This window comes from Vreelandella sp. DA03-1M (assembly GCF_055725665.1).
On sequence record NZ_CM146798.1, the window covers coordinates 1,245,168 to 1,261,761 of the forward strand.

Annotated in this window: 18 protein-coding genes; 14 read left to right on the forward strand and 4 right to left on the reverse strand. The window is 56.0% G+C overall.

Annotated elements, in window-relative coordinates:
- Positions 1–63 precede the first annotated feature (63 nt).
- Entirely contained in the window at positions 64–486 is a 423-nt protein-coding gene (locus tag ACXUPB_RS05770) for an OsmC family protein (protein ID WP_035559544.1), read from the forward strand.
- A 182-nt stretch (positions 487–668) separates the two neighbouring features.
- On the opposite strand, the gene ACXUPB_RS05775 is transcribed toward ACXUPB_RS05770, so the two are convergent.
- Complete coding sequence (locus ACXUPB_RS05775) at positions 669–1,094, reverse strand: PRC-barrel domain-containing protein (protein WP_035559548.1); 426 nt, start codon at positions 1,092–1,094, stop codon at positions 669–671.
- Between the two features lie 423 nt (positions 1,095–1,517).
- On the opposite strand from ACXUPB_RS05775, the gene ACXUPB_RS05780 reads away from it, so the two are divergent.
- The gene (locus ACXUPB_RS05780; protein ID WP_035559552.1) at positions 1,518–2,474 is read left to right on the forward strand and encodes a L,D-transpeptidase family protein; all 957 of its coding nucleotides are present in this window, start codon (positions 1,518–1,520) and stop codon (positions 2,472–2,474) included.
- 3 nt (positions 2,475–2,477) lie between these two features.
- On the opposite strand, the gene ACXUPB_RS05785 is transcribed toward ACXUPB_RS05780, so the two are convergent.
- Positions 2,478–3,146, reverse strand: a complete 669-nt coding sequence (locus ACXUPB_RS05785; protein WP_035559555.1) for a 2OG-Fe(II) oxygenase — start codon at positions 3,144–3,146, stop codon at positions 2,478–2,480.
- Positions 3,143–3,814 (reverse strand): CoA pyrophosphatase, encoded by a 672-nt coding sequence (locus tag ACXUPB_RS05790; RefSeq protein WP_179915240.1) that lies wholly within the window; start codon positions 3,812–3,814, stop codon positions 3,143–3,145. The genes ACXUPB_RS05785 and ACXUPB_RS05790 overlap by 4 nt, the downstream gene beginning before the upstream one ends.
- 94 nt (positions 3,815–3,908) lie before the next feature.
- Here ACXUPB_RS05790 and ACXUPB_RS05795 point away from each other — a divergent pair, with 94 nt between their 5' ends.
- Entirely contained in the window at positions 3,909–4,466 is a 558-nt protein-coding gene (locus tag ACXUPB_RS05795; protein WP_035559562.1) for an NUDIX hydrolase, read from the forward strand.
- 28 nt (positions 4,467–4,494) lie between these two features.
- Here ACXUPB_RS05795 and ACXUPB_RS05800 read toward each other — a convergent pair whose 3' ends face one another.
- Positions 4,495–4,806 (reverse strand): YqfO family protein, encoded by a 312-nt coding sequence (locus ACXUPB_RS05800; RefSeq protein ID WP_035559567.1) that lies wholly within the window; start codon positions 4,804–4,806, stop codon positions 4,495–4,497.
- A gap of 128 nt (positions 4,807–4,934) precedes the next feature.
- Between ACXUPB_RS05800 and ACXUPB_RS05805 the strand changes: the two genes are divergently transcribed.
- The 11 genes from ACXUPB_RS05805 (at position 4,935) to tal (ending at position 16,570) form a co-directional block, all read left to right on the forward strand.
- Positions 4,935–5,885 carry a sugar-binding transcriptional regulator gene (locus ACXUPB_RS05805; protein WP_035559572.1) on the forward strand — a complete coding sequence of 317 codons (951 nt, stop codon included), beginning with the start codon at positions 4,935–4,937 and terminating at the stop codon, positions 5,883–5,885.
- A 159-nt stretch (positions 5,886–6,044) separates the two neighbouring features.
- The gene (locus ACXUPB_RS05810; protein WP_035559575.1) at positions 6,045–7,367 is read left to right on the forward strand and encodes an ABC transporter substrate-binding protein; all 1,323 of its coding nucleotides are present in this window, start codon (positions 6,045–6,047) and stop codon (positions 7,365–7,367) included.
- A gap of 109 nt (positions 7,368–7,476) precedes the next feature.
- The gene (locus tag ACXUPB_RS05815) at positions 7,477–8,367 is read left to right on the forward strand and encodes a carbohydrate ABC transporter permease (protein WP_035559578.1); all 891 of its coding nucleotides are present in this window, start codon (positions 7,477–7,479) and stop codon (positions 8,365–8,367) included.
- 29 nt (positions 8,368–8,396) lie between these two features.
- A complete protein-coding gene (locus ACXUPB_RS05820; RefSeq protein ID WP_035559581.1) occupies positions 8,397–9,263 on the forward strand; it encodes a carbohydrate ABC transporter permease in 867 nt (288 codons plus the stop codon).
- A gap of 12 nt (positions 9,264–9,275) precedes the next feature.
- On the forward strand, positions 9,276–10,427 hold the full coding sequence (locus ACXUPB_RS05825) for an ABC transporter ATP-binding protein (protein ID WP_035559584.1): 1,152 nt from the start codon (positions 9,276–9,278) through the stop codon (positions 10,425–10,427).
- On the forward strand, positions 10,424–11,134 hold the full coding sequence (locus ACXUPB_RS05830; RefSeq protein WP_472955857.1) for an HAD family hydrolase: 711 nt from the start codon (positions 10,424–10,426) through the stop codon (positions 11,132–11,134). The genes ACXUPB_RS05825 and ACXUPB_RS05830 overlap by 4 nt, the downstream gene beginning before the upstream one ends.
- Before the next feature lie 2 nt (positions 11,135–11,136).
- On the forward strand, positions 11,137–11,922 hold the full coding sequence (locus ACXUPB_RS05835; protein WP_176303761.1) for an L-iditol 2-dehydrogenase: 786 nt from the start codon (positions 11,137–11,139) through the stop codon (positions 11,920–11,922).
- A 7-nt stretch (positions 11,923–11,929) separates the two neighbouring features.
- On the forward strand, positions 11,930–12,550 hold the full coding sequence (locus ACXUPB_RS05840; protein WP_176303760.1) for a nucleoside/nucleotide kinase family protein: 621 nt from the start codon (positions 11,930–11,932) through the stop codon (positions 12,548–12,550).
- A 71-nt stretch (positions 12,551–12,621) separates the two neighbouring features.
- On the forward strand, positions 12,622–14,109 hold the full coding sequence (locus ACXUPB_RS05845) for a mannitol dehydrogenase family protein (protein ID WP_176303759.1): 1,488 nt from the start codon (positions 12,622–12,624) through the stop codon (positions 14,107–14,109).
- Entirely contained in the window at positions 14,109–15,596 is a 1,488-nt protein-coding gene (xylB, locus tag ACXUPB_RS05850; RefSeq protein ID WP_176303758.1) for a xylulokinase, read from the forward strand. The genes ACXUPB_RS05845 and xylB overlap by 1 nt, the downstream gene beginning before the upstream one ends.
- A gap of 20 nt (positions 15,597–15,616) precedes the next feature.
- Positions 15,617–16,570, forward strand: a complete 954-nt coding sequence (tal, locus tag ACXUPB_RS05855; protein ID WP_176303757.1) for a transaldolase — start codon at positions 15,617–15,619, stop codon at positions 16,568–16,570.
- The last annotated feature ends 24 nt before the right edge of the window (positions 16,571–16,594 follow it).

Genomic DNA, 16,594 nt, shown 5'->3' on the forward strand with positions numbered 1-16,594 from the left:
GCCCACACAGACATTTACACTTGACAATATGTTTACGCATATTGGCACACACAAGGAGTTGTTATGGATCGTACAGCTAGCGCACGTTGGGAAGGTGGTCTTAAGGATGGCAAAGGCACCATTTCAACCGAAAGTGGCGTTTTAGATGCCAGTTACTCCTTCAGCAAGCGCTTTGAAGATGAAAAAGGCACTAATCCTGAGGAACTGATTGGTGCAGCACACGCCAGCTGCTTCTCCATGGCGCTCTCCATGATTTTAGGTGAGAAAGGCTATACTGCTGATTCTATTGAGACCAGCGCTAAAGTAACCCTTTCCCAGAGCGATGTAGGGTTTGATATTTCTAAAATCCATCTGGATGTAGTCGCTGCCATCAGTGGCGCCGACGACGCAGCTTTCCAGGAAGCAGCGGAAACGGCGAAAGCTAATTGCCCTGTTTCCAAAGTCCTTAATGCGGATATCAGCATGACGGCCAAACTGAAAGCCTAATTTTTATTTAGGCTATAGTTTGCTCATAAGTAGGTGGTTTTCTTAACATAGATGGCTTGCGTACAAGCAGTGTGCGCGAGCCATTTTGCTGCCTGAGTTGATTAGAATCTTTTAAATATTTTTTAATGGCAAACATTAAAAAGCCTTGGCCATTGCCAAGGCTTTTAGTAACTAATGAGCGCTTATTCGTCGTTATCGTTGTCGCGGTTATACTCTTCAGCTGCTTCAAGCGCATCTTCTGACGCATTAACGGAAATGACATAGTCTTCGCCATCTTCGTCTTTTGTCAGCTCAAGTGAGTCCCATTCGATAGCGACGTTTTTCTCGCCCATACCGAGGAAGCCACCAACGCCCACCACGACAGCGTTGATTTGACCGTCTTCATCAATTACTAGATCGGTGATGGTGCCGATATCTTCGTCATCTTCAACGCTGCTTTTGACTTGATTGCCAGTTAAGGCATCAGCATGGAAAGTGTTTTCTGGCGCTTCTGTTAAGTAAGTCGCTTCCATGGTGGTGGTATTCTCTTCAGCATTCACACTGCCAGCGGCAAACATAAAGGCTGGAACCATGAGAGTACCTAGAATAGCGGGTTTAATATTTTTCATTTTGCTTGCTCCTTGCGATTTTATTGAGCTTAACGACTCCGCGTAACAACCCGAATAAATCAATAGTGTCGATTTTGGCTTCGTTTAAAATAAACGATAGCTACCCCGATACTATTATTCCTGAGTGTGTTAATTATCCTGGCGATGTAATGCATCAGGATAATTGACGCTATCTTGCGCTTCACTGCGCTAAGACAGCTATCAGGTTAGTTGCTGTGTTCAAAAATACAACCTTTCAATTGAAACTTTTAGGTAACACGATCGTTTCAGTTTCACGCCCATTGGCCTAGGCCCGTGCCCTAGTGCGACAGTCTGTCGAGTTGACCCGCTCCCGCCCAGTGTTCATATTCGTCTCCAAATGACTCGCTTTTTGTCCACGGTTTGATAAAAAGCGAGGTCGCATAAAAAGGAGAATCCCTGACCATGACATCTCGCCCTTTGCAGTATTTAAAGCAGTTCTGCGTCAGCAGCGTTGCGCTAGGCGCTTGGCTATTAGCCTCAAGCGCTGTAGCCGATAGCAGCGAACTGCCCAAAGGCCATTTTCTGCTGCCTGAAGAGGGCAATATGGTGGGCCAAGTGTATACCGTTACGGCAACCGAAGAGGATACGCTGCTGGACATTGCCCGGGCGCACAACGTGGGCTACGAAGAAATTCGTATGGCCAACCCGGATACCAGCCTCTGGGTACCGGGAGAAGGTACCGCGGTGACGATCCCTGGGCAGTATATTCTTCCCGATGAGGCGCGCAGCGGCATTGTGATCAACGTAGCGGAGCTGCGCCTTTACTACTACCCCGAGGTAGCCGAGGGCGAGACGCCGCGGGTCGAAACATACCCTATTGGTATCGGCAGGGATGCTTATAACACCCCGCTGGGCATTACCGAAACCACCATGCGGCTTGAAAACCCTGCCTGGTATCCACCTGAGTCTATTCGCCGTGAAGCCGCTGAACGGGGCGACCCAGCCCCTGCAGTGGTTCCCCCTGGTGCCGATAATCCCTTGGGTGAATACGCTATTTTGCTGGATATTCCCGGTTACCTGATCCATGGCACCAACCAGCCCGATGGTATTGGTATGCGGGCTAGCCGAGGCTGTATCCGCATGCACCCGGAAGACATCGAGTCGGTCTTCTGGCGGGTGCCGGTAGGCACTCAGGTCAACATTATCGATTCGCCGATCAAAGTAGGCTGGGGTGAAGGGAAAGAGAGTTACATACAGGCCTTCACAGCAACGGATGAGCAAGCATTTGGTATGGAAACGCTGTTAAACGTTGTTGGTTTAATTGAACAGCATGACGGTGGAAACACTGCCAGCATCAACTACGAGCAGGTAAGTGAAATATTAGAGCGAGCGAATGGCCAGATCGTGCCGATTAGCTAAATGCTAGCGTGCTGGATCCAGCACCCCACCCAGTGATGCATTGCTCCGAAACCAGCCCGCAATGCTAGTACGCGGGCAGCGGGTAGGTAGCACTTCGTGGGGAATGGTTTCAGATAAGAAGCAGGCGAAGGTGCCTGCTTCGGGTACCACCCGGGCGACCTCTTGGCTGGGGTCGTCAGGGTGGTAGATCACCATCTCACCGCCACCGTCGCTGGGCCAGTCTGGCGTCAAATAGCCGACCGTAGATATCACGCGGTTGGCACGGCCGCGAAAGCTATCCAGGTGACGTTGATAAAAAGCCCCCGGTGGATAGTGGGCAAAGTGGGCCTCGTACTCAAATAAGCCCAAAAACAGCGCGTGGTTAAGCGCCTGCTGTAGCTCGCTCATGGCGTCTAAGTATCGCCGTTGGGCAGCGCTTTCTCGATCGAGCCAATGAATAGCGTCACCGCGGATATCTTTACGCAGCAGGTGCTGTTGGCCGCGACCAATGCCCGCTTCATCCAGTCCATTATAGGCCGCCCGGTGTAGAAGCTCATTATTTAGCGCGTCGCACAGTGCCAGGTCAATAACTCCGCGGCCCACATACCAGCCCTGTTCAACCAGCGCATCGACAAGAGCGACCTGCGTCGCGGGCTGAAGCGCAGGTGATGACGTAGCAACACTGGGAGTCATTGGTTGGATCTCGATGGCGCCGAACTGGAAACGGTCGTAGAGGATGTAGAAAGACGGTTTTTGCGCTCAGGGTGGTGGCGCAGCGGCCCCTGGGGGCGCTGATATAAATCAATTGGCATGCCAAAGCCTTCCGCCAGCAATTCCACCAGCATCATCGCCGAAAGCCCCCAAATCACATGGCCGTCCACATGATAGCTGGGCACGTAGTGGGCAACGCCATCCACGGTAATTACGTCGGTATGCGTACGGTGATCGTCTAGAAAGTGACTTAGCGGCACTTCAAAAATAGCGTCTAGCTCGCCGGGGTCGGCAATCAGCGGTAAATCCGGCGGAATAATGCCCACCCAGGGGGTAACGCGAATACCGTGCAGGGAAATAACGTCCGACAGCCGCCCCAGGGGTTGCACCAGAGCGGGGTCGAGGGCAATCTCCTCTTCTGCCTCGCGCAGCGCGGTGGCGTAAAGGTCGCTATCAAAGGGCTCGCGCTTGCCGCCTGGGAACGCAACCTGACCGCTATGAGTGCTCAAATGGTTGGCCCTGCGGGTAAACAGCAAGGTAGGCGCTGGGCGTTCGACAATCGGCAACAGCACGGCGGCCTCGGGCATCACGATGTGATCCAAGCGTTGAGGGGTTAGCTGTTGCAGCTGTTTACGCAGTTTCTCTAACATGGGGCATCCCGTTACTTTGTTCTCTTTTACCCAGCAGCGGTCGTTGACGTCAAGCGCGTCGAGGCTTCTATTCACTAGCCGTTGAGAATACGCGATGAACTTTTGCAGCCAGTGTGGTGATAAAGTACGTTTTGCCGTCCCTGAAGGCGATGACCGCCCGCGCTACCTGTGCGATGCCTGCGGCACGATTCACTATCAAAACCCACGCATTGTGGCCGGTACGCTGCCCGTTAGCGGTAGTAAAGTGCTGCTCTGTAAGCGGGCGATTTCACCGCGCAAAGGCTACTGGACGCTGCCCGCTGGCTATATGGAAAATGCCGAATCAACCCAGCAGGCAGCTTCTAGAGAGACACGTGAAGAGGCCTGTGCCGAAGTCGAACTGGCCAACCTCTACACCTTGATTGACCTGCCGCATATCAATCAGGTGTATATGATTTTCCGTGCCGAGCTAGTCGGTGGCTTCAGTGCCGGGCCGGAGAGCCTGGAAGTCGCGCTATTTGAAGAGCATGAAATCCCCTGGGATGAATTGGCTTTCACCACCATTGAGCGCACCCTACGTCACTTTTACGCTGATCGCGCCCTCAATGAGTTTCCGCTGCATATCAGCATGGTGACCCCAGAAGACCGCGAACGCTATTTTGGTAGCGCGTGAGTCATTCATGCCCCGTCGAAAAATCCACTTACAGATCGGCCAACTGCCATACATCATAAGCGACTTCTTCGTAGGGGTGAGCAAGCTTCAAGGCCGCGATGGCGCCGTGAATATGCGCTTCATCGCAGAGCAGCTCGACTTTAAACTCTTCGACCTTTTCCAAGCTGCCCACTGAGCCGATATGCGGGTGGGCGCCCTCCGTTGGGCGGAACTGCCCCGTACCACGAGTTTGAAAACAGACATTTTCGTATGCCCCGATCCGGCCAGCACCGGCTTCAAACACCGCCTGCTTAACGCTTTCGGCATCTTCTATGGGGACAAAAAAAGCGAGTTTATACATGCTGTCTCTCCAAGCAGTCTATCCATTGTGAAACGCTGAACTCAGGCTATGTTAGCGGATAGACGACTACTGGTCGCGGGCTTAGCTTTGTATGATGATGTTTCAGTACTCATTAAGTGAGCCATTGTATGGATAAATTTGAGGTAAAGCTGGACCAGGCGGCCAGAGCCGCCTGGATGTCTTACGTGGGGGGAATGACCCAAGATGAGATCGCCAGCCAGTTGGGTGTTTCACGGCCAGGCGTGCAGCGCTTGTTGGCCTTGGCCCGCCAAGAGGGCCTGGTTAAAGTGCATATTGATCACCCAATCTCTAACTGCATGGCGCTGGGCAGCACGTTGCGTGATCACTTTGGTTTGACCTACTGCGACGTGGTTCCTGCCGATAACCACGCCGCCGAAAGTGCCGCTTCTTACCTAGCCGTGGCAGCCGCTGAGCGGGTGGCGCAGTTGGTTGAACGCAGCGAGCCGTTGACGCTTTCGCTAGGCACCGGGCGTTCGGTGCGGGCAGCGGTAGAAGCGCTTAGCCGACTTGAACGACCCCAGCATCGCTTTGTATCGCTAGTTGGTAATGTCGCCCGGGATGGTTCGGCTAACCGTTATGACGCGGTGATGGTAATGGCGGATAAAACCGGCGGTGAGCGTTTTTTACTGCCCGCGCCAGTGGTCGCTGAATCGCTGGCTGAAAAAGAGGCGATGCTGGCGCAGCGTCTTTTTAAGGCAATTGCCGATGTGGCACGGGAGTCAGAAGCGGCGTTTATTGGCATTGGGCGCATCGATCGTCAGGCCACGCTGTTTCAAGATCATTTCATTAGTGAAAGCGAGCTGAATGAGCTGCTGGGCCTGAAAGCGGTGGGTGAACTACTGGGTTGGCCACTGAACCGAGACGGCGAAGTGATCGACTGTTCGATTACGCGTCGTGTCACGAGTCTTCCCCTTGAGCGCTTTGGAAAGCACCATATGGTGGCGATAGCGGGTGGCCGCGATAAAGCCCCGGCGATACATGCGGCGTTGCGCGGCCGCTGGCTGAAAGGGTTGGTTACCGACGAAGTGGCCGCCCGCCAGATAGTGGAAGCACTCTAATTGCGTGCGCTGCAACATGCAGTAAAAGAGATAAGTTAGCGTAAAGTCTAAGTTAATCGGCTTTGCTTTTTTTTGGCTTACGTACGATCATTTGTTCGATAGGTGATCAATAAGATCAAGGCGACAACAATGCCAATACCAGCCCACTAGGAGTTCTTTATGCGACTCGCACGTCACTTGCCCGTCTCAACGCTAGCGGCCGCCATTGCCATGTCAGGCCACGCCCAGGCGCAAACTGAAATTACCGTGGCCACGGTTAATAACAACGACATGGTGATAATGCAGAGCCTCACCGATGCCTTTGAAGAAGCGCACCCCGATATCACTCTGGACTGGGTGGTGCTGGAAGAGAACGTGCTCCGCCAGCGCATGACGACTGATATTGCCACCGGTGGTGGCCAGTTTGACGTCATGACCATTGGTACTTACGAAGTGCCTATCTGGGCAGAGCGCGGCTGGCTTTCACCGCTGGATAACCTGCCCGACGACTACAATGAAGACGACCTGCTAGCCTCTGTTCGCGATGGTTTAAGCTACGACGATACGCTTCACGCACTGCCGTTTTATGCTGAAAGCTCAATGATGTACTACCGCACGGATCTATTCGAAGAAGCGGGCATTGAGATGAGCGAGCAGCCCACCTGGGAAGAGGTACGCGAGTGGGCAGGCGAGCTGCACGGCAGCGAAGAGGGGTTGGCGGGTATCTGCCTGCGCGGCAAACCCGGCTGGGGCGAGAACATGGCCTTTGTTTCCACCCTAGTAAATACCTACGGTGGCCGCTGGTTTGACGAAGAGTGGAATCCCGAGCTCAACTCTGAGGCGTGGGTTAACGCTATCCAGTTTTATGTCGACTTGCTCAATGACTACGGCCCGCCAGGCGCAAGCTCCAATGGCTTTAACGAGAACCTGGCGCTGTTCTCCCGTGGCAACTGTGCGATGTGGGTCGATGCCACCTCCGCAGCGGGCAAACTGTATGACGGCAATGAATCCGCTGTGGCGGATAGCTTAGGCTTTGCTCCAGCACCCGTGGCCGAAACACCGAAAGGTTCACACTGGTTGTGGTCCTGGGCATTAGCGATCCCGGCTTCTTCAGAAAACCAGGAGGCAGCGCTTGAGTTTATTACCTGGGCCACTTCGCAAGAGTACATTGAGCTGGTCGGTGAAACCCAAGGCTGGACCAGCGTGCCGCCAGGCACCCGTGAGTCGACCTACGCCAACGAGCAGTACACCGAAGCAGCCCCCTTTGCTGACTTCGTGCTAAAAGCTATCCAGGACGCCGACCCCACCGATTCGACTCTGGAACCTAACCCCTATGTTGGCGTGCAGTTCGTCGGTATCCCGGAGTTTCAGTCGATAGGCACCCAGGTTGGCCAAACCATTGCCGCGGCGCTAACCGGTGACACCACGGTGGAGCAGGCATTAGACAGTGCCCAGCGTGCCACCGAACGCACCATGCAGCGGGCGGGCTACATCGAACGATAAACGAGACCAGCGCCTGCTTGTTCACTTAGTTACTAACAGTGAGGGCAGGCGCTTTATCGATGTTCTCTAGCCGTTTTCGTATCAAGCCTCGTATTTCGCAGGTAATCCCATGAATAAAACCCGTGCTTCCGGCCGTACTGTTGGCGGGCTGAGAACGCTTGCACTTCAAGCACCAGCCGTGACGCTACTGTTGCTCTGGATGATTGTGCCGTTAGGCATGACGCTATGGTTCTCCTTCCAGTACTACAACCTGCTAATGCCCGACATGACCGGCTTTGCCGGGGTGGAAAACTACGAGTACCTTCTCACAGACCCAGCTCTGTGGGCTGCCATGGGCAACACGCTGCTGCTGGTAGGTTGGGTGCTGGCGATTACCGTGGTGGGCGGCACCCTGCTGGCGGTGCTGTTCCAACAGGAGTTCGCGGGCCGCGGGATCGCCCGTGTGCTGGCGATCTCACCGTTTTTTGTGATGCCCACCGTTAGTGCTCTGGTGTGGAAAAATATGATGATGCACCCTTCAAACGGGGTGCTGTCATGGCTGTTTGAGTCCGTTGGGCTGCCTGCGTTGGACTGGTTTTCTGCGCTACCGCTGACCTCGATTGTAATCATCGTCGCGTGGCAGTGGCTGCCCTTTGCACTGTTGATTCTTCTGACGGCGATGCAGTCGTTGGATGAAGATCAAGTCGAAGCCGCCCGCATGGATGGCGCAGGCCCTATCGCCATCTTCTTCTTTATTACCCTGCCGCATTTAAGGCGCGCGATCAGTGTGGTGATCATGATTGAAATGATCTTCCTGCTGACTATTTTCGCGGAAATTTTTGTGACGACGTCGGGGGGGCCTGGTTTAGCAACAACGAACCTGGCCTATCTGATTTACATCCGTGCGCTACTCGATTTTGACGTGGGCACTGCGTCCGCCGGTGGGGTGATAGCGATCATCCTAGCCAATATCGTGGCGATCTTCCTGGTCCGTATGGTGGCCAAAAACTTGGAAGACTAGACCGGCACTTGTGTCCTGGGAGCACTTCGATGACAACTTTAGGTTCCAAAACAGCTGCACCACGCTCGGTAACGGGGTGGCGGTCAGCACAGGCCAAACGGGCCATTATCACGGTGCTGGGCTGGTCGGTTGCCCTGGTCATCTTCTTTCCGATTTTCTGGATGATATTGACTGGGTTTAAAACGGAAACGGCGGCGATCGCTGACCCAACGCTGATTTTTTCGCCCACTCTGGAAAGCTACCAAGCAGTCCACGAGCGTTCGGGCTATGCGCGGTTTGCGCTTAATAGCGTTGCGGTCGCCTTTGGCTCTACCTTCTTCGCGCTGTTAATTGCCATTCCCTGCGCCTACGCCATGGCCTTTTTGCCGACTAAACGTACCAAGGGTACGCTGCTATGGATGCTTTCCACCAAAATGCTGCCCTCAGTGGGCGTACTGGTGCCGATTTATCTGATCTTTCGCGATGTTGGCCTATTGGATACCCGAACGGGGCTGATTATCGTCTACACATTAATGAACCTGCCGATTGTGGTGTGGATGCTCTACACCTTCTTCAAGGATATGCCCAAAGATATTCTTGAAGCAGGGCGTATGGACGGCGCCTCCACGCTCCAGGAAGTGTTTTTTCTGCTGTTGCCACTCACGCTGCCGGGCATCGCCTCAACGGGCCTGCTCTCGGTCATTTTGAGTTGGAACGAGGCGTTCTGGAGTCTCAACCTGACGACCTCAAATGCAGCGCCGTTAACCGCTTATATTGCCTCATTCTCAAGCCCAGAGGGGCTGTTCTGGGCCAAGTTGTCCGCTGCTTCCACCATGGCGATTGCGCCGATTTTGATACTCGGTTGGATGACACAAAAACAGATGGTGCGTGGCCTGACCTTTGGTGCCGTCAAGTAAAGGATCTTCCTCATGGCAACACTACAACTACACAATATTACCAAGCGTTTCGGCGACACCGAGGTCATCAAGGGTATCGACCTTGAGGTGAATGACCGAGAATTTGTCGTTTTTGTTGGTCCTTCTGGCTGCGGTAAATCTACCCTTATGCGCATGATCGCCGGGCTGGAGAGCGCTACCGACGGCGATATTTTGATCGACGGTCAGCGTATTAATGACGTTGGCCCAGCGGACCGCGGCCTCGCCATGGTGTTTCAGAGCTACGCGCTTTATCCGCATATGACGGTGGAAGGCAACATGGGCTTCAGCATGCGCCTGGCGGGGGTTCCCAAAGAGGAGCGCCGCGCCAAGGTGCTGGAAGCAGCCAAGATTCTGCAGCTAGAGCCGCTGTTAGACCGCAAGCCCAAAGCGCTCTCCGGCGGTCAGCGTCAGCGGGTGGCGATAGGGCGTGCGATTGTACGTAACCCCAGCATCTTCTTGTTTGATGAGCCGCTCTCCAACCTGGATGCCGCGCTGCGTGTGCAGATGCGAATCGAGCTGGCGCGTCTGCACGATGAGCTGGATGCCACCATGATCTACGTCACCCACGACCAGATCGAAGCGATGACCATGGCGGATAAAATCGTCGTGCTCCACGACGGTGTGGTCGAGCAGGTGGGCTCGCCCATGGCGCTCTACCATCACCCCTGCAATCGCTTCGTGGCGGGGTTTATTGGCTCACCGAAAATGAACTTCCTGCCCGTAACGCTGACCGGCGTAACGCCTGGCGGGGTGGCTATTCGCTTGCCCGGTGGCGGTGAGCGCAGCGTGCCCGTTGACGGACAGCATCTGGCGTCCAACGCCGCCCTTGAGCTGGGTGTTCGTCCCGAACACTTGTTGCTCGATGAACAGGGACCGCTGAGTGGGCAGATCAAAGTGCTTGAGCGCCTCGGCGGCCAAACTTCGCTCTACGTTCAGATGGATGACGAGCTCATTACCATCATGGCCGATGGCGACGTGGCTTACCGGGTTAACGATACCGTGCGTTTCGGTTTCGCCCCTGAGCGTGCCCACCTGTTTGACGCAGGCGGTCTGGCGCTGACGAGCTTGCAGCAGCATCCGCTGGCAGGGCTGACGCGCCATGATAATCGCGCGCCGGGTTCGCCTGCCGAGGAGCCTGCATGAGGACACTCATCTTTGACTGTGATGGTGTGCTGGTTGATAGCGAAGCCATCGCTGAAGGCACGCTGATGGAGTACCTCTGCCGCTGGCTGCCCGATCTAAATATCGACCAAGAGCTTGGCCAAGCCTTGGGCATGACCACTGAGGATATCCTGCATCATCTCGAAGCGTTAAGTGCCCACACGCTGCCAACCGACGCCACAGAGCAGGTGGACACCGCCATTGAAGCGCGTCTGGCACGGGAGCTTAAAGCCATAGACGGTGCCGATAAGGCGATTCGAGGCATCAGCTTGGAGAAGGCGGTGGTTTCCAACAGTCGGCGCAGTCGCGTATTGGCGTCACTGGCAAGTACGGGGTTGGCCAAAGCCTTAGGTGAGGTGCCTATTTTTACCGCAGATCAGGTGGCGCACCCAAAGCCGGACCCCGCGCTCTATCGCTTGGCAGCTTCCCACTTAGGCCAAGTGCCGCGGGACTGCCTGGTGGTGGAAGATAGCGTTGCCGGCGTGACTGCCGCCCATGCCGCAGGCATGTGCGTGATCGGTTTTGTCGGCGCCAGCCACTTGGATGCTGAACAGTCGGCGCGCCTTACCCAGGCCGGTGCCTGGCGCATTTTAGAGCACATGCACGGCTTGGCAGCGTTGGTGGACGAATGGCAGACCCATGGCGCCAGCTTGCCACATGCTAACGGCGTGCCTATTCATCGGAGATAGCTATGAAACTGATCGATAAAACCGCAGTGATTACCGGTGGCGCTCGCGGCATCGGCCTGGCCATTGCCCAGCGTTACCTTTCAGAAGGCGCCAATGTCGTGGTGGCCGATATTGACCGTGGCGCCATCGACGATGCCGTAGCGACACTGCAGCAGCTGGGGCTCGCCGAGAAGGTGATGGGAGTGGCACTAAATGTCTGCGATCAGAGTTCGATTGATGCCATGGTAGAGGCGGTGATGCAGCGCTTCGGCGGTATCGATATTTTGGTCAATAACGCCGCGGTATTTGATATGGCGCCTGTGCTTGAGGTGACCGAGGCGAGCTTCGACAAGCAGTTTGCGGTTAATACCAAGGGCATGTTTTTTACCCTGCAAACGGTTGCCCGTTCCATGGTAGCCCGTGGCCAAGGCGGGAAAATTATCAATATAGCCTCCCAGGCGGGGCGTCGTGGTGAAGCCCTAGTGAGTGTTTACTGCGCCAGCAAGGCAGCCGTCATCAGCCTCACTCAATCCTGCGGGTTGGATCTGATCAAACACGGCATCAACGTCAACGGCATTGCTCCCGGTGTGGTGGATACGCCGATGTGGGAGGAAGTCGACGCACTCTTTGCCCGTTACGAGAACCGTCCGCTTGGCGAGAAGAAACGTCTGGTAGGCGAAGCGGTTCCATTTGGGCGCATGGGCCTGCCGGAAGATCATACCGGCGCAGCGGTGTTTCTGGCCAGCCAGGACAGCGATTACGTAGTTGCCCAGACGCTTAATGTCGATGGCGGCAATTGGATGAGCTGAGGTGGCCATGACGCCTGATCTTGATGCCTTAGCACAACAGATTATTAGCGCCGCTGACGGTGCATCGCGCTACTTGGTAGCGCTGGCAGGGCCGCCAGGGGCGGGGAAATCCTATCGCAGCGCCCAGCTCTGCGATGCCATTAATCAGCGTTTGCCGGGCCAAGTCGGTCTGGTGCCCATGGACGGCTATCACTTCGATAACGCCGTGCTGGGCGAGCAGCAGGTGCCGCTTAAAGGCGCGCCTCACACCTTCGATGTGGAGGGGCTGCGCTGCGACCTTGAACGCATCCGTCAGGCTATCCATCCGGTAGCGGTACCGGTCTTTGATCGCCCGCTGGATCTCGCTCGTGCAGGTGGGCGGCTGATCACGCTTAAGCAGCGCATCGTGATCGTCGAAGGCAACTATTTGCTGCTGGATCGCACTCCCTGGCGCGACCTGCGCCCACTATTTGATTGGACGCTATTTATAGACGTCGATGACGACGTGTTGGTTGAGCGATTGATCAATCGCTGGCTTGAGATGGGCCAGGACCGCGCCGGGGCGCTGGAGCGGACCCACCACAAAGATATGCTCAATGCGCAATTGGTAAAACGCTGCTGTTTAACGCCTGACCAGCGCTGGCGCTAGCGTTTTTGTAACCGTTTTAGTCACTTTTATTATCCCCATCGCGCCAAGTAGGCCTTGGCTGGAGAGTACCCATGACCCAACTTAACAATCACAACCTGGGCAATCTAACCGCCGATGTTGCTGTGCCTCACTATGACCGCAAGGCGCTCACCCCCGGTATTGTGCATATCGGCGTAGGCGGCTTTCACCGTGCCCATCAGGCGATGTATCTGGATGCACTGATGAACCAGGGCGAAGCGCTGGATTGGGGGATTGTTGGCGTGGGCGTGATGCCCGGCGACAAACGTATGCAGCAGGCCTTGGCAGCACAGGACTATCTCTACACCCTGGTGGTCAAGCACCCTGACGGCCAGTACGAGCCGCGGGTCATTGGCAGTATGGTGAATTACCTGTTTGCACCGGACGATACCGAGGCGGTGATTGAGCAGATGGCCGACCCGGCGATTCGTATCGTGTCGCTGACAGTGACCGAAGGCGGCTACAACTTTCATCCGGTGAGTGGCGAGTTCGATCTCGATAATCCTCAGGTATGCGCCGACCTTGCTAACCCCACCCAGCCGACCACCAGCTTCGGGCTCGTGGTGGAGGCGCTGGCCCGCCGCCGTGCACGCGGCATTGCACCCTTTACCGTTATGTCCTGCGATAATATTCAAGGTAACGGCGATGTCGCTAAACGTATGTTCGGCGCCTATGCCCAGGCGCGGGATTCCGAGTTAGGTGCCTGGCTGGAAGCCGAGGTGGCGTTTCCCAACGCCATGGTGGATCGCATTACCCCAGTGACATCACCTACCGATATTGATGAGCTTAATCAGCGCTTTGGCGTCGAGGACGCCTGGCCAGTGGTTTGCGAACCCTTTACGCAATGGGTGCTGGAGGACCACTTTCCCCTTGGCCGCCCAGCGTTTGAAAAGGTAGGCGTTCAAGTTGTTGAGGATGTCGAACCCTACGAGCTGATGAAGCTGCGCCTACTCAACGCCAGCCATCAGGCGCTGACCTACTTTGGTTATTTAGCGGGATACCGCTACGCCCATGAGGTATGCCAAGATCCGCTGTTTGTTGATTTTCTCTTGGGCTATATGCGCGAGGAGGGCACACCAACATTGGCGCCAGTGCCGGGGGTTGATCTTGAAGATTATCGCTTAACGCTGATTGCGCGTTTTGCCAACCCGCAAATCAAAGATACCCTGGCACGGCTCTGCGCCGAGAGCTCTGACCGGATTCCCAAATGGCTAGTGCCGGTGATTCGCCAGCAGTTGGCCCAGGGTGGCGAGATAGAGCGCAGTGCCGCCGTGGTGGCCAGTTGGGCGCGCTACGCTGAGGGGGTGGACGAGCAGGGCGAGCCGATTGAGATTGTTGATCGTTTGAAGGCACCGCTAATGGCCATTGCCGCTGAGAACCGCACTCGACCCACGGCCTTTATCGAAAACCGCGAGTTGTTTGGTGATTTGATCGACAGCGCCCGCTTTGTTGAAGCCTATATAGCAACTCTAAGTTCACTGCACGAACGTGGCGCACGCGCTACGCTAGAGGGTCTGGCGTCATCCAAAGGAACAGTGTGATGTATATCGGGGTAGATTGCGGTACCCAAAGTACCAAGGTGGTGGTGGTCGACGTTGAACGAGGCATGATTCTGTCGGAAGCAAGCCGCCCCCATCGCTTGGAAGAGGGCGAAAATGGCCGCCGCGAGCAGGTACCGGCCGAGTGGTTGGCGGCCCTGAAAGGCGCATTCTTTGCCGCCCTCGATAAAGCCGGGGTCTCGGCGAGTGAGGTGCGTGGTATCGGCGTTTCCGGCCAGCAGCACGGCATGGTGGCGCTCGATGCGGATGGTGCGCCGGTCTACCCCGCCAAGCTGTGGTGCGATACCGAAACCAGCGCGCAGAATGCCGAATTAGTTGCCCGCCTGGGCGGTGAAACGGGCTGCCTGGAAAAACTGGGGTTAGTGCTGCAAACCGGCTATACCGCCTCAAAGGTTGCCTGGCTGCGTGAGCATCACCCAGATGCGTACCACCGCATCGAAAGCCTGCTGCTACCCCACGACTATCTCAATTTCTGGCTTACCGGCGAGCGGGTCACCGAAGCGGGCGATGCCTCGGGTACCGGCTACTTCGATACCCGCAAACGCTGCTGGCAGTTGCAGGTATTTGAGGAAATAGCTCCCGAGCTAGACCCAGCGCGGGTGCTGCCCCGTTTGTTGGAAGCCCATGAGCCGGTTGGCGTGGTGCGCCAGGTAGTCGCACGTGAGCTGGGCCTTGGTGATCAGGTTGTTGTCTCTTCCGGTGGCGGCGACAACATGCTGGGCGCCATTGGCACCGGCAATATTACCCCAGGGTTGATCACGCTGAGCTTGGGCACCTCCGGCACCGTTTGCGCTTACTCGGCCACCCCCGTCGAGTGTGACAACGCCATGGTTGCGAACTTCTGCTCCAGCACCGGTGGCTGGCTGCCGTTGATCTGCACCATGAATGTCACCTCGGCCACCACGCGGGTACGCGAGCTGTTCGGCCTGGACCTAGCCGCGTTTGGCGAAAAAGTAGCCAGCGCGCCCATCGGCGCCGAAGGCGTTACCGTGCTGCCTTTTTTCAATGGCGAGCGGGTGCCAATGTTGCCCAACGCCTCAGCAGACTTTCTTGGCCTGACCAGTTTGAATACCACCCAGGCTAATTTATGCCGCGCCGTGGTGGAAGGCGCCACTTTCGGGCTACGCTATGGGCTGGAATTATTGGGTGATTTAACCGCAGGGGCTAGCCAGATCCGCCTGATCGGCGGAGGTGCGAATAGCCCAGTATGGCGACAGATGGTGTCGGACATTACCGGTACCCAAGTGATTTGCCCCGAAATTACCGACGCGGCTGCCCTAGGGGCGGCGATACAGGCGGCCTGGTGCGACCAGCGTGCAGAAGGCGTAACCCTGGAAGCGCTGTGTGAGAAATTAGTTCACCTGGATGCCCAGTCACTGGCTGACCCCCATCCTGACCGTGTGGCCGCGTACCAACCGATTTATGCACGTTATTGCGCAGCACTTGAACAACGCCATGGCGGCGCTTAAAAGCATATCAAGGAGATTTTATGACCAGCCAGCTGCAACAGTTAAAGCAACATTCGCTTGTCGTCGCCGACACCGGCGATCTTGAGGCCATTCGTCGTTATCAGCCACAAGATGCCACGACCAACCCCTCACTGCTGCTCAAGGCATTTAGTTTGTCCGGTTATCAAGCGCTAATCGACGAAGAGCTGAGCACTGTAAAAGCCTCTGGCGGCAGCCGTGAAGAGCAAGTCAAACACGCCGTTGACCGCCTGGCGGTGGCCATGGGCAGTGAGATTTCAGCGGTTGTGCCGGGACGTGTTTCCACCGAAGTGGCTGCTCGTTTGTCGTTTGATACCCAGGCCAGTATCGCCAAGGCCCATGAACTCATCGAGCTGTACGATGCCCGTGGAGTGTCACGCGATCGTGTGTTGATCAAGCTGGCATCTACCTGGGAAGGCATTCGTGCCGCCGAGGTACTTGAGCGTGAGGGCATTCAGTGCAACCTGACGCTGCTGTTTAGCGATGCCCAGGCCCAGGCATGTTTCGACGCTGGCGTGTTTCTCATCTCACCCTTCGTGGGCCGAGTGACCGATTGGTACAAAAAAGAGACCGGCAGTGAGTACACGCCAGAAAACGACCCGGGTGTTCAGTTTGTGCAGGGCGTGTGTGAGCGAGCCAACCAGGGTGGTTACGACACTGTGGTAATGGGTGCGAGCTTCCGCACCACCGGCCAAGTGCTCGCGCTGGCAGGTTGCCCACGGCTGACCATTTCGCCGGCGTTACTGGAAGAGCTAGAGGCGACGGAAGGCAGCGTTACTGCGCAAATCCGTGCCGGGGAAGGTGCGGGTAAACCCACTGCGCCGCTTAACGAAGCCGCTTTCCGCTGGGGGCATAACCAGGATGCCATGGCCAATGACAAGCTAGCTGAAGGTATCCGCCGCTTCCACGACGACCAGCTGGAACTTGAATCGTTGATTGATAAACGGCTAGGCTGAAATATACGTTAGTCATGGTTTAAG

Bases quoted from the DNA above. Each gene is read 5' to 3' on its own strand.
- ACXUPB_RS05770 (WP_035559544.1), top strand. From the start codon at position 64: ATGGATCGTACAGCTAGCGCACGTTGGGAAGGTGGTCTTAAGGATGGC.
- ACXUPB_RS05775 (WP_035559548.1), bottom strand. From the start codon at position 1,094: ATGAAAAATATTAAACCCGCTATTCTAGGTACTCTCATGGTTCCAGCC.
- ACXUPB_RS05780 (WP_035559552.1), top strand. From the start codon at position 1,518: ATGACATCTCGCCCTTTGCAGTATTTAAAGCAGTTCTGCGTCAGCAGC.
- ACXUPB_RS05785 (WP_035559555.1), bottom strand. From the start codon at position 3,146: ATGACTCCCAGTGTTGCTACGTCATCACCTGCGCTTCAGCCCGCGACG.
- ACXUPB_RS05790 (WP_179915240.1), bottom strand. From the start codon at position 3,814: ATGTTAGAGAAACTGCGTAAACAGCTGCAACAGCTAACCCCTCAACGC.
- ACXUPB_RS05795 (WP_035559562.1), top strand. From the start codon at position 3,909: ATGAACTTTTGCAGCCAGTGTGGTGATAAAGTACGTTTTGCCGTCCCT.
- ACXUPB_RS05800 (WP_035559567.1), bottom strand. From the start codon at position 4,806: ATGTATAAACTCGCTTTTTTTGTCCCCATAGAAGATGCCGAAAGCGTT.
- ACXUPB_RS05805 (WP_035559572.1), top strand. From the start codon at position 4,935: ATGGATAAATTTGAGGTAAAGCTGGACCAGGCGGCCAGAGCCGCCTGG.
- ACXUPB_RS05810 (WP_035559575.1), top strand. From the start codon at position 6,045: ATGCGACTCGCACGTCACTTGCCCGTCTCAACGCTAGCGGCCGCCATT.
- ACXUPB_RS05815 (WP_035559578.1), top strand. From the start codon at position 7,477: ATGAATAAAACCCGTGCTTCCGGCCGTACTGTTGGCGGGCTGAGAACG.
- ACXUPB_RS05820 (WP_035559581.1), top strand. From the start codon at position 8,397: ATGACAACTTTAGGTTCCAAAACAGCTGCACCACGCTCGGTAACGGGG.
- ACXUPB_RS05825 (WP_035559584.1), top strand. From the start codon at position 9,276: ATGGCAACACTACAACTACACAATATTACCAAGCGTTTCGGCGACACC.
- ACXUPB_RS05830 (WP_472955857.1), top strand. From the start codon at position 10,424: ATGAGGACACTCATCTTTGACTGTGATGGTGTGCTGGTTGATAGCGAA.
- ACXUPB_RS05835 (WP_176303761.1), top strand. From the start codon at position 11,137: ATGAAACTGATCGATAAAACCGCAGTGATTACCGGTGGCGCTCGCGGC.
- ACXUPB_RS05840 (WP_176303760.1), top strand. From the start codon at position 11,930: ATGACGCCTGATCTTGATGCCTTAGCACAACAGATTATTAGCGCCGCT.
- ACXUPB_RS05845 (WP_176303759.1), top strand. From the start codon at position 12,622: ATGACCCAACTTAACAATCACAACCTGGGCAATCTAACCGCCGATGTT.
- xylB (WP_176303758.1), top strand. From the start codon at position 14,109: ATGTATATCGGGGTAGATTGCGGTACCCAAAGTACCAAGGTGGTGGTG.
- tal (WP_176303757.1), top strand. From the start codon at position 15,617: ATGACCAGCCAGCTGCAACAGTTAAAGCAACATTCGCTTGTCGTCGCC.